This window comes from Mycobacterium sp. NGS15, from assembly GCF_059813245.1.
In genome coordinates this window covers 318,809-330,436 of record NZ_JCALEF010000004.1, presented here as the reverse complement: position 1 = coordinate 330,436, position 11,628 = coordinate 318,809, and the positions used below count along the sequence as shown (strand labels likewise).

Below are 11,628 nucleotides of genomic sequence, written 5' to 3'. Positions count from 1 at the left end.
GCGAACGCCAACCGCATGACCAGCGGCTCCGGTGATCTTGTGAGCGAATTCGTTGCGGCACCGGATATAACGGCCCTATCCTGTAGCCCGCCGTGGGCTGGGCGGTAGCGTGGATGCGAAATAGCCACGAGATGCGACGCGGGGGAAACCGGAGGGCCAGGGTGAGCACGGGGTGAACACCACAATTTTCATTCGTCGGCCTCGGCTTGCGGTGCCTCGCGTGCCGGGTGGCGAGGTCAATGTGCAGCCGCCGCCGGAGATTCCACGGCCGGTGCCGTCGCCGATCATCGCCAAGATCATGCCGCTGGTCATGGTGGTGGCAATGGTGGGCATGATCGCCTTCTTCGTCACCTCGGGGAGCCTGGGCGGTGGCGCGGGCGGTGGGATGATGCGCAGCCCGATGTTCATGCTGTTCCCGATCATGATGATGGTCTCGATGGTCAGCATGGTCTCCAACAGCGGTGGCAAGGGAGCTAAAACCAGCGAAATCAATGAGGACCGCAAGGATTACCTGCGGTACCTCGAGGTGGTGCGCAAGAACGTCACCGATACCGGCGGTGCTCAACGCAAGGCACTGCTGTGGAACAACCCGGACCCCTCCGCGCTGTGGACGCTGGCCGGCGGCCGCCGGATGTGGGAGCGGCGTCCCGGCGACAGTGACTACTGCCATGTGCGCGTCGGGGTGGGCGATCAGCGCCTGGCCGCGCAGCTGGTGGCGCCGGAGATCGGCCCGGTCGAAGAATTGGAGCCGGTCGCTTCCGTAGCGCTGCGCCGGTTCGTGCGGACGCACTCGTTGGTGCCCGAGCTGCCGATCGCGTTGAACCTGAGAGGTTTTGCGGCCGTCACCATTGATGGCTCACCTGAGGTGGCGCGAGGCATGTTGCGCGCCATGATTTGTCAGCTGGCGATGTTCCATGGGCCCGACCAATTCCTGGTTGCGGCAGTGGTCAATCGGCACGCGGCACCGCACTGGGACTGGCTCAAATGGCTTCCGCACGCCCAGCATCCGACCGCGTTCGACGGTGTCGGCGCCAGCCGTTTGGTCTACCACTCGCTGGGTGAGGTCGAGGAGTCGCTGGCATCGCTGATCACAGAACGTGAGCGGTTCTCGCGTACCGCTCAGCCCTCTCCCGACCGGCCGCAGATCCTCATCATCGTGGACAGCGGCACACTGATCGGTTCCGAACGCCTCATCATCGATCACGGCATCGATTCGGTGACCCTCGTCGAGATCGGCACCCGGGTGGACCCGCTGGCGGCCCGGCGCGGGATGCAATTGGAGCTGACCGAACGCGGCCTCGGAGCCAAGGGCAATGTCGGGTCCGAAGTCTTCGCTCACCCAGACCACCTCACCATCACCGAGGCGATGGCGTGCGCGCGCCGGCTGGCGCCCTACCGCGTACTCACCGGCAGTGGCGATGAGGTTCAGATCCAAACCGAGGTCAGCACGCGGTGGTCCGATATCGTGGGGATCGGCGATCCCGGGCTGCTAAACCCGGAAGTGGTGTGGCGCAATCGGGTTGGACGAGACAGGCTGCGCGTGCCCATCGGCATCGCCGTCGACGGCACTCCCATGGAACTGGACATCAAGGAGGCCGCCGAGAACGGCATGGGTCCACACGGGCTCTGCATTGGTGCGACCGGTTCGGGTAAGTCTGAGTTCCTGCGCACACTGACACTCGGCATGATTGCCACCCATTCGCCGGACGCGCTCAACCTCGTGCTCGTCGACTTCAAGGGTGGAGCGACATTCCTCGGGCTGGACCGGGCGCAGCACGTCGCGGCCATCATCACCAACCTTGCCGAAGAGGCAAATCTGGTGTCCCGCATGAAGGACGCGCTCGCCGGCGAGATGAACCGGCGCCAGGAGCTGCTGCGTGCCGCGGGCAACTTCGCCAATGTCACCGAGTATGAGCGCGCCCGCGCCGCCGGCGCATCCCTCGCCCCGCTGCCGGCGCTCTTCATCATTGTCGACGAATTCTCCGAACTGCTAAGCCAGCACCCTGATTTCGCGGAGTTGTTCGTGGCGATCGGCCGCCTGGGCCGCTCGCTGCACGTGCACTTGTTGCTTGCTTCGCAGCGTCTGGACGAGGGCCGCCTCCGCGGTCTGGAATCCCACCTGTCCTATCGGCTGTGCCTGAAGACTTTCTCTGCCAACGAGTCCCGCGCTGCCATTGGTGTTCCGGACGCCTACCACCTGCCCAACACTCCGGGTTCGTGCTACCTCAAGGACGACTCGGGGGAGCTGACACGGTTCCAGACCTCTTACGTGTCCGGCGCATATGTGCCGTACGGGCCAGCGCGTCGTGCCGTCTCAACCGGGGGTACCGGGGCCGCGCCGCGGCTGTTCACCGCGGCGCCGGTGGCACTGCAAATGCGCCCCGCGGAATTCGTGGAAGACGACGCCCCCGCCGCGTCCGAAGGGGCAATCGGAAAGTCGGTCATTGACACGATCCTCGATCGCGTTGAAGGACATGGCAATCCGGCACACGAGGTATGGCTGCCCCCGTTGGACGATTCGCCGACTCTCGGTGACTTGATTCCGCGTCATGGTCGCGCCGGCTTCGACGCGGTGGGCAGTTTGACTGTCCCGATCGGAATCGTGGACCGGCCGTATGAGCAACGGCGCGACCCGTACATCGTCGATCTTTCGGCAGCGGCGGGCAACGTCGCCATCGTCGGCGCACCGCAGTCCGGGAAGTCGATGGCGGTCCGCACCTTGGTGACGTCGCTTGCGGTGACCCACAGTCCCGCACAGGTGCAGTTCTATTGCCTGGACTTCGGTGGTGGCACGCTCACCTCTCTGGCACAACTACCGCATGTCGGTTCGGTGGCCAGCCGACTGGAGTCAGATCTGATCCGGCGCACGTTCGCCGAAATGCTGACGATTGTCAGGTCGCGCGAGAACGCGTTCCGCGCCTATGGGATTGACTCGATGGCCGAGTACCGGCGCCGCAAGGGTGCCGGTGACCCACAGCTCGCGAGCGATCCATTCGGTGACGTGTTCTTCATCATCGATGGCTGGTCCACGGTCCGTCAGGAGTTCGAGGCTCTTGAGCCGCAGGTCACCGCGCTGGCTGCGCAGGGGCTGGGCTTCGGCGTGCACACAGTGGTCACGGCCTCACGCTGGGCCGAGATCCGGCCGGCCCTGAAGGACCAGATCGGTACGCGCGTCGAGCTTCGCCTCGGTGATCCGCTGGACTCGGACTTCGACCGCAAGCTGGCACAGCTTGTCCCGGATGGCAGGCCAGGCCGGGGTATCACTCGCGACCGCCGGCACATGCTCATCGGACTGCCACGCGTCGATAGTGTCTCGTCGAATCAGGACCTCGGCGAGGCGATCGGTGCGGCCGCCGCGAGCATGCGGCAGCGCAGCTCGGCGGAAGCTCCGCAGGTTCGCATGCTGCCGCACAAGATCGATTACGCCGCGCTGGTTCCGCAGTCGCCGCAGAACGATCTGCCAAACCTGCGCATCCTCGTCGGCATCAACGAGACCGAGTTGGCTCCGACGTTCCTGGAGTTCGGCGAGCAGCCGCACATGATGATTTTCGGGGACAGCGAGTGCGGCAAGACAGGTCTGTTGCGGACCATCTGCCGCGAGATTGTCCGCACCACCACTCCGCAGCAGGCGCAGCTGTTCATCGTGGACTTTCGCCGCACCTTGCTCGGTGTCGTCGAGACGGAACACCTGGCCAAGTACGCGATGTCGAGCAGCACCTTGGTGGATGAGGTGCCGGCATTGGTCGAGCTCCTCAAATCGCGGATGCCGGGGCCCGATGTCACGCAGCAAGAGTTACGTGACAGGTCCTGGTGGTCCGGCCCAGAGATCTACATCTTGGTCGACGACTACGACCTGGTGGCTCTGGCGAGTGGAAACCCACTGCTGCCGCTCGCGGAGTACCTGCCGCACTCGAAGGACATCGGACTGCATGTTGTCATCGCGCGTCGCACCAGCGGCGCCTCGCGGGCCATGTTCGAGCCGATGATGGCGCGCATGAAGGACCTCTCCTGCATCGGCTTACAGATGAGCGGAAACAAGGACGAAGGTGTCCTGATCGGCACGGTTCGACCGAGTGAGCAGCCGCCGGGTCGCGGCACGCTGGTCATGCGCTCGGGCGGCCAACAACTGATCCAGGTTGCCTGGAGCGATCCGCAGTGATTCTGGATCGCGACCCGCAGACAGGGACGCGGGTAGCGATCGAAGTGACCGAGACCGCCGTCCGGGCACGAACCGACGAAGGGATCCGAGAAGCCGGATATCCCGATGTCCGGTCGGCGGTTGCCGCGCTCGATGACGAAACGGCCCTGTTACCCGGTCGTGTGGTTCCGTCCCGTGCGCTCTGGGCCGCCTTGTTCGAGTCGTTGCTTACCGATCGGAATGTGCCGGTCCGCCTCGATTCCATGCTGCTGATCCATCCGACGACGTGGAGTTCCGGGCGGCGCACGTTGTTGTCGAATGCCGCGCGGATGATGGCGGCGACGCTGACCGTGCGCTCGCGTGCTTTCGCGCTTGCCGAGCGCGGCGTGCGCACCGATTTGTCGGGGCGCTCGTTCGTGGTGGTCGAGGTGTCGCCGGGCGAGGTCGCCGTCACCGTGGTGGGACACGGCTCCGCCGGTGAGCCGGCATCGACGGTTCGTCATCTCGAAGAGCGGTCCTGGGAGACCAAAACCGCCGCGGACGTCGCAGGCGCGGTGGCGCGTGCTGTCGAGGAGGTAGTCCGCAGTGAACGGCCCGGAGTCGCCGCGATCCTTGTCGACTCGGCCGATGGCGAGATGGGCGAGGCGATCGTCGACGCGATCGATCGGATCGGCCTGACTCCCGGAGTATCGCAAGTCGCCGGAGATGCGGTGTTTCGTGACGTCAGCCAATCTCCCCGCGTCTCGGCGTTCATCGAGAGGCCCGCCGACGAGCCCGCTGGTGCGAGACGGCCCGAATGGACACCCACGTCATCCGCCAGATCGGTTCCGCGGCTTCCCGCGTGGTGGCCGGTTGCCGCGATGGGTCTGGCGGCCGCGATCGTCGTGACGGGTGTCGTGTTGACGGTGGCCTTCATCCGGGAGCGGCAACCGTCGCCGACGACTCCCGTGGTGGCGACATCACTGCTGGTGGAGGGCCGTGTGCAGTTCATGGTGCCCGCGGAGTGGGCGGTACGGCGTATCGCTGCGGGCGGTGCTGGTTCGGCACGGGTGGAAGTGATCTCGCCCTCGGATCCCGAGGCGATCGTGCATGTGACCCAGGTGCGGGTGAAGTCGACCGAGACCTTGGCATCAACCGCCGAGACGCTCCGAGCTGCCATGGAGAAGGAGCCGCCGGGGGTGTTTACGGACTTCAAGGCCGACGATCGCAAGATGGAGCGGCCGGCGGTCACCTACACCGAGGTACGCCAGGGCCATGACATCGCGTGGACTGTACTTCTGGACGATAACCTGCGAATAGGTGTTGGCTGTCAGTTCAAGAAAGATAGCTATGATACCGTTCGTAAAGCTTGCGAACTGGCTATTCAAACGGCCAAAGCGGTAAGATCGGGTAACTGACAAGATTGCTGAAAAAAACTTTGAAAAAGATGGAACCGATCTGACGATAGGGCCATCGTATGTAGTTGTAAGGACAAAACCGGCCAGAAACCGGAAGTCACACCCGTGACTGGCCGGGCCTGGGGACAAGGGAGGACACGAAGTGGCTGTTTTTCAGAATGACCTGGCGTTGCTCGATTCCACGGCTAAGAAGATCGACGGCAAGTACCAGGAGTTCACTGCGATGCAGTCCCAGCTGCGGGATCGCGTAGCGGTGGGTACCAGCACCTGGCAGGGTCAGGCGCGGCATGCCTTTGATGAGGCGATGGCCCGTTTCGATCAGGAGATGGGCGACATCCAGAAGGTGCTCTTGCAGATCCACGACACCATGGATTCGAACAAGCGTCGCATCCAGGAGATGGACGAGAGCCAGACCTTCTAGGCGTCTCGTAATAGTCATCAAAGACATCACATAGCAAAGGGGATTGACCATGCAGATTACTTACAACCACGGCGAGATCGACGCGCTGGTTGCCGATGTCAAGGGCATCATCAACAAGTTCCAGGCCGGCCTCGAGGAGCTGCAGCACGACATTCAGCCCCTCGTCCAGCAGGCCGAGGGCCAGGAAGCGACTGCGTACCAGGAGTACCAGAAGTCTTGGCACCAGTCCGCCGAGGACCTTAACCAGATCCTGACCCAGCTCAACTCCAAGGTTGACCAGGGTAACCAGGATGCGCAGCACACCGACCAGAGCGCTGCGGGTGCTTGGCACGGCTAAATCGCCGACGGTTTTTTCAAGCCTCTGTGAGGCCTTGGTGGAGGAGAGCCACCAAGGCCTCACAGTTTTTTTGTGAGTGCTCGAAGGTTCGAGTAGAGGACGGGCTGGACCGCGTTTTGACCTGCGGTGACGTGGCCCGGTAAGCTTCACCGCTGGCGTGCGGTACGTCATCGTGCACGAGGCTCGGGTCACCACTGGTCGCCGAGATCAACCTCCACCGTTCGCCACGACCAGCGCCCCGAACGGCAGAAACCGTCCGGGATCCATCCGAGTAGACAAGGAAAGACTGTGCCTACCTACACGCCCAAGGCGGGTGACATCACCACTAGCTGGTATGTCATCGACGCCACGGACGTAGTACTCGGCCGTCTTGCCGTCCAAGCAGCCACCCTGCTGCGCGGCAAGCACAAGCCGACCTATGCCCCCCACGCCGATGGTGGCGATTTCGTCGTCATCATCAATGCCGAGAAGATTGCCCTCAGCGGCAAGAAGCTCACCGACAAGTTCGCCTACCGTCACTCGGGTTACCCGGGCGGCCTGCGCAAGCGCAGCATGGGCGAGCAGCTGCAGAAGTTCCCCACCCGCACGGTGGAGAAGGCGATTATCGGCATGCTGCCCAAGACCAAGTTGGGCCACCAGATCGAGCGCAAGCTCAAGGTGTACGCAGGTCCCGAGCACCCGCACGCCGCGCAGCAGCCGATCCCGTTCGAGATTAAGCAGGTGGCTCAGTGACCGATATCGCTGAAGAGCAGACCCCCAAAGACAACACAGACAACACAGAGAACGCAGTCGAGCAGGCGGTTGTCGAGGTCGTTGTTGAGGAGTCTGCCGAAGAGACAGCCCCCAAGGCCGCTCCTCGTAGCCCCATCGTGATCGACAAGCCCATTCAGACCGTTGGCCGCCGCAAGGAAGCCGTCGTCCGAGTGCGTCTCGTTCCGGGCACGGGCAAGTTCCATCTGGACGGTCGCAGCCTGGAAGAGTACTTCCCGAACAAGGTGCACCAGCAGCTCATCAAGGCGCCGTTGGTGTCCGTGAACCGGGTCGACACCGTGGACATCTACGCCCACCTGGTCGGCGGTGGCCCGTCGGGTCAGGCCGGCGCACTGCGTCTTGCCATTGCGCGTGCACTCATCATCGTGGAGCCCGAGGATCGCCCGGTGCTGAAGAAGGCCGGCTTCCTCACTCGTGACCCGCGTGCGATCGAGCGTAAGAAGTACGGTCTCAAGAAGGCCCGTAAGGCGCCTCAGTACTCGAAGCGCTGATCGATTCTGTTCGTCCGCGTATTGCGCCGGCACACAACTGTGTGTCGGCGCAATCGCGTTATTGGGCCAGTCTGGTGTGAGAAATTTAAGGAATGGGCACGGTGTCTGACGTTCTTCGCGCGAGCGGCTCATCACTATTCGGCACTGACGGCGTCCGCGGTGTCGCGAATGCCGAGCTGACGGCCGAACTGGCGGTCGCCCTGGGATCGGCCGCGGCACGGTCGTTGGCGAAGGGACGCGCCACCGCTGTCGTGGGCCGCGATCCGCGCGCGAGCGGGGAGATGTTGGAGGCGGCGGTTGTCGCGGGTATCGCTGCAGAGGGTGTCGATGTACTCCGGGCCGGTGTGCTCCCCACCCCGGCGGTGGCGTATCTGACCGGCGCGTATGGCGCGGCCTTCGGCGTCATGATCTCGGCCTCGCATAACCCTATGCCCGACAACGGCATCAAGATCTTCGGCGCCGGCGGCCACAAGCTTGACGACTCCGCAGAGGACGCCATCGAGGCACAGCTGGACGCTCCCGCAGCACGTCCGACCGGAGCGGGAATCGGGCGCGTGCACGATGCAGTGGACGCACTCGACCGGTATTTGCATCATGTCGCCAATGCCGCGACCCATCCGCTGAGTGGAGTGACCGTTGTGGTCGACTGCGCGCATGGGTCGGCCTCGGACGCCGCTCCGCTGGCGTACCGGGCCGCGGGCGCTCACGTGATAGACATCAATGCCGACCCGGATGGCCTCAACATCAACGATGGTTGTGGGTCAACGCATCTCGGTCCGCTGCAGGCCGCCGTGAAGGCACACGATGCCCACCTCGGGCTTGCGCATGACGGCGACGCTGACCGATGTCTTGCGGTGGATGCCGGCGGCAACGTCATCGATGGTGATGCCATCATGGTCGTGCTTGCCGCGGCCATGGCGGACGCCGGTGAGCTCACCGACAACACGCTGGTCACCACGGTGATGAGCAATCAAGGGCTACATATCGCCATGCGCGCTGCGGGCATCGACGTCAAGGTGACCGCCGTCGGCGACCGCTATGTGCTCGAGGAGCTACGTGCGGGCGGATTCGCCCTGGGCGGTGAACAATCCGGTCATATTGTGCTGCCTTCCCTGGCCACCACCGGAGACGGCATAGTGACGGGCTTGCGACTGATGTCCCGGATGGCGCAAACAGGTAAGTCTTTGGCCGACCTCGCATCCGCGATGCGTAGTCTGCCGCAAACGCTCATCAACGTGCCGGTCTCGGACAAGCAGACGGTGGCGCAGGCGCCGGAGGTGCTCGCCGCCGTTGCCGCGGTGGAGTCTGAGCTCGCGGGTAACGGGCGAATTCTATTGCGTCCCTCCGGAACTGAGCAACTCGTTCGGGTCATGGTCGAGGCGGACGAGCAATCGACCGCACAACGTCTGGCGGAGCGGGTGGCTGAAGTGGTCGGCGCGGTCTAAACGCGCGACAGCCTGCGTGTGTACAGCGCGGAGCCGGCAGCATTGCACAGTGTGACGGTCAGATCGCCGCTTCCGCCGTCGATGTCGATCTGTCCGAAGTGCTGGTAACCGTCGAGCGGTGATTGCTGATCGGGCGGTGCCGCATGAACGAAATCGGCCCGCGGGCCGAAGGTTCCATCGAGCGGCTTCTCCTGGCCGGCGCCGGCATTCAGTGGTCCCGACACGAATTCCCAGAACGGGTCGAAGTCCGTGAAGGCGGCACGCGCGGGTGCGTATTCGTGTGCCGCGGTGTAGTGCACATCGGCGGTCAGCCATATCACGTTGCGGACCCGCAGTGCCTTGAGTTGCGAGAGAATATGCGCCAGTTCGATTTCCCGTCCCAGCGCTGGGCCGTTATCGCCGTTGGCGACGGCCTCGAAGTTTGTCTTGCCGTCGGGGACCACCAGCGCGAGCGGCAGGTCGTTGGCGACGATCTTCCATACCGCCTTCGACGACGCCATGGCGTTGATCAGCCATTCGGTTTGGCGAGCGCCGAAGATGGCGCCGTGCTGCTGCCGGTTGGGGGAGTTTGGGTCCTTGTAGCTGCGCATATCGAGAATGAATACGTCCAACAGCGGACCGTATGAGACCTGTTGGTATACAAGGCCATCTACGGCCTCACGTGGTTCGATCGGTTGCCATTCGTGGAACGCCTGGTGTCCGTACTGCGCGAGTACGTCGACTCTCTTTTCGGTGTACTTGTCGTTCTCGAGAATCTCCCCGGGATACCAGTTATTGATCACCTCGTGGTCATCCCACTGCACGAGTTGCGGCACGTGTGCGTTGAAGTACCGGTAGTTGGCATCGGTCAGGTTGTAGGCGTGTTGACCGCGATACTGCTCGAGGTTCTGCGCGACAGCGCTTTTCGCCTCCGACACCTGATTTCGCCAGACCCGTCCGTCGGGCAACGTCAGCGTCTCCGGAATCGGCACGTCGGCATACACGGTGTCCCCGCTGTGGATGAAGAACTGCGGATTTCGGTCCGCCATGGTGCGGAAGATGCTCATTCCGCCGACATCCGGATTAATGCCGAAGCCCTGGCCCGCGACATCGCCCGACCAGATCAGCCGCACATTTTCCGCGGTCGTCGGCGCGGTCCGAAAGACGCCGCTGACGGGTTCACTCAGTGTCCCGTCCGAGTCGAGTGTCACCCGGTAATGCACTTCGGTGTTCGCGGGCAGGCCAGTGAGACGCAGTCGGCCTGTTCCGTCCGATTCGGGCGTGAGGGCCGGACCGGTGAAACGTCGCGGATCCGAAAAGCTTTCGGTGGCAGAAGTTTCGACGATCATATTGGCGGGGCGATCCGAGCGGGCCCAGACCACCGCGCCGTCGGTGCGGGGGAACCCGCTTGCCACGCCGTGGGTAAGCCTCGGCCGGGCCGTCACCAACGCCGGTCCGCACGCGACGGCCGGAGCAACCGCGATTCCCAGCAGGGTGGCGCGCAAGACGGTGCGGCGCGGGATGGCTGTCATCCCACCACTTTCAGGGTCCCGCGCGAACACACGCCGAACGCTAGGCGAACGGCGGGCGAATCAGAGCAGCTCGCGCAGTGCCTCGACATGCTTGATCCGGCCTGCCGAGTCGGCGGCGAGCGGTGCCACATTGAGGGTCGTTACACCCGCCTCTTTGAAGGCCGCCACCCGTTCGGCGACAAAGCTCTTCGGTCCGATGAGCGAGATGTTTCTGACCAGCTCGTCGGGCACCGCGTCGGTTGCCTCGGCCTTCTTGCCCGCCAGATAGAGCTCCTGGATGCGGTCGGCTTCCTTGCCGAACCCGTAGGCGGTCGCGAGGTTGTGGTAGAAGTTCTTGCCCTTGGCGCCCATACCGCCGATGTAGAGCGCGAGGCTCGGCTTGACGAACCCGTACAGCGCCTCGACGTCATCACCGATCGCCAAGGCTGGGCCGGCGTAGACCTCAAGCTCGCCGAGCGACGGGTCGCGCTTGGCCTTGCCCTCGGCCAGAGAGGCGCCCCACACGTCATTGGCCTTCTCTGGGAGGAAGAAGATGGGCTGCCAGCCCTCGGCGATCTCCGCGGTCAGTGCCACGTTCTTGGGGCCAAGAGCGGCAATCAGTACCGGAATGCGTTCGCGTATAGGGTGATTGATCAGCTTCAGCGCCTTGCCCAGGCCGGTGCCCTGCTCGGGAGGAAGCGGCACGGTGAAGTACTTGCCCTCGAACTCCAGGCGTTCGCGGCGCCACACCTTGCGGCAGATCTCGACGGTCTCACGAGTACGGCCCAGCGGAGCGTCGTACTTCACGCCGTGGAATCCCTCGATGACCTGGGGACCCGAGGCGCCGATGCCGAGGACGAACCGGCCATTGGAGACGTAGTCCAGGCCGGCCGCCGTCATCGCCAGCAGGGTGGGGGTGCGGGTGTAGAGCTGGAAGATGCCCGACGCGAGCTTTACGGTCGATGTCTTGGCGGCGAGATACCCGAGCTGGCTGGCGGCGTCGTACGAGTATGCCTCGGCGACGAACGCGATGTCGAGCCCGACTTTCTCCAGCTCAGCGAGCTCGTCGACGACCTCGGTGAATCCCCCGGCGTAGCTCAACGTGGTTCCAATGCGCATGCGGCGACCCTACCCGACC

General features: G+C 64.0%; 9 protein-coding genes. 7 read left to right on the top strand and 2 right to left on the bottom strand.

The genetic code is table 11. The annotated features are described in order from the left end of the window. Window positions 1-172 precede the first annotated feature (172 nt). From eccCa to glmM, 7 genes are all read left to right on the top strand, one after another. Entirely contained in the window at window positions 173-4,159 is a 3,987-nt protein-coding gene (gene eccCa / locus AC5Y5C_RS12670; RefSeq protein ID WP_499972557.1) for a type VII secretion protein EccCa, read from the top strand. Then, window positions 4,156-5,535: a type VII secretion-associated protein gene (locus tag AC5Y5C_RS12665; protein ID WP_499972556.1), complete on the top strand. Its 1,380-nt coding sequence runs from the start codon at window positions 4,156-4,158 to the stop codon at window positions 5,533-5,535. The genes eccCa and AC5Y5C_RS12665 overlap by 4 nt, the downstream gene beginning before the upstream one ends. A gap of 142 nt (window positions 5,536-5,677) precedes the next feature. Continuing rightward, window positions 5,678-5,956 carry a WXG100 family type VII secretion target gene (locus tag AC5Y5C_RS12660; RefSeq protein WP_078288346.1) on the top strand — a complete coding sequence of 93 codons (279 nt, stop codon included), beginning with the start codon at window positions 5,678-5,680 and terminating at the stop codon, window positions 5,954-5,956. 49 nt (window positions 5,957-6,005) lie between these two features. Continuing rightward, window positions 6,006-6,293: a WXG100 family type VII secretion target gene (locus AC5Y5C_RS12655; RefSeq protein ID WP_134066017.1), complete on the top strand. Its 288-nt coding sequence runs from the start codon at window positions 6,006-6,008 to the stop codon at window positions 6,291-6,293. Between the two features lie 288 nt (window positions 6,294-6,581). After that, window positions 6,582-7,025, top strand: coding sequence for a 50S ribosomal protein L13 (gene rplM / locus AC5Y5C_RS12650; protein ID WP_499972554.1), 444 nt, complete (start codon window positions 6,582-6,584; stop codon window positions 7,023-7,025). Between the two features lie 134 nt (window positions 7,026-7,159). Then, window positions 7,160-7,555: a 30S ribosomal protein S9 gene (rpsI, locus tag AC5Y5C_RS12645; protein ID WP_499973183.1), complete on the top strand. Its 396-nt coding sequence runs from the start codon at window positions 7,160-7,162 to the stop codon at window positions 7,553-7,555. 101 nt (window positions 7,556-7,656) lie between these two features. Continuing rightward, window positions 7,657-9,000, top strand: coding sequence for a phosphoglucosamine mutase (gene glmM / locus AC5Y5C_RS12640; RefSeq protein ID WP_499972552.1), 1,344 nt, complete (start codon window positions 7,657-7,659; stop codon window positions 8,998-9,000). Here glmM and AC5Y5C_RS12635 read toward each other — a convergent pair. Further along, window positions 8,997-10,511, bottom strand: a complete 1,515-nt coding sequence (locus tag AC5Y5C_RS12635; protein WP_499972550.1) for an alkaline phosphatase D family protein — start codon at window positions 10,509-10,511, stop codon at window positions 8,997-8,999. The two genes, glmM and AC5Y5C_RS12635, sit on opposite strands and share 4 nt — an antisense overlap. Before the next feature lie 60 nt (window positions 10,512-10,571). Then, on the bottom strand, window positions 10,572-11,609 hold the full coding sequence (locus AC5Y5C_RS12630; protein ID WP_499972548.1) for an LLM class F420-dependent oxidoreductase: 1,038 nt from the start codon (window positions 11,607-11,609) through the stop codon (window positions 10,572-10,574). Window positions 11,610-11,628: the final 19 nt, after the last annotated feature.

Excerpts from the sequence above, each read along its gene's own strand:
- AC5Y5C_RS12655 (WP_134066017.1), top strand. The coding sequence starts at position 6,006 with ATGCAGATTACTTACAACCACGGCGAGATCGACGCGCTGGTTGCCGAT.
- AC5Y5C_RS12635 (WP_499972550.1), bottom strand. The coding sequence starts at position 10,511 with ATGACAGCCATCCCGCGCCGCACCGTCTTGCGCGCCACCCTGCTGGGA.
- AC5Y5C_RS12630 (WP_499972548.1), bottom strand. The coding sequence starts at position 11,609 with ATGCGCATTGGAACCACGTTGAGCTACGCCGGGGGATTCACCGAGGTC.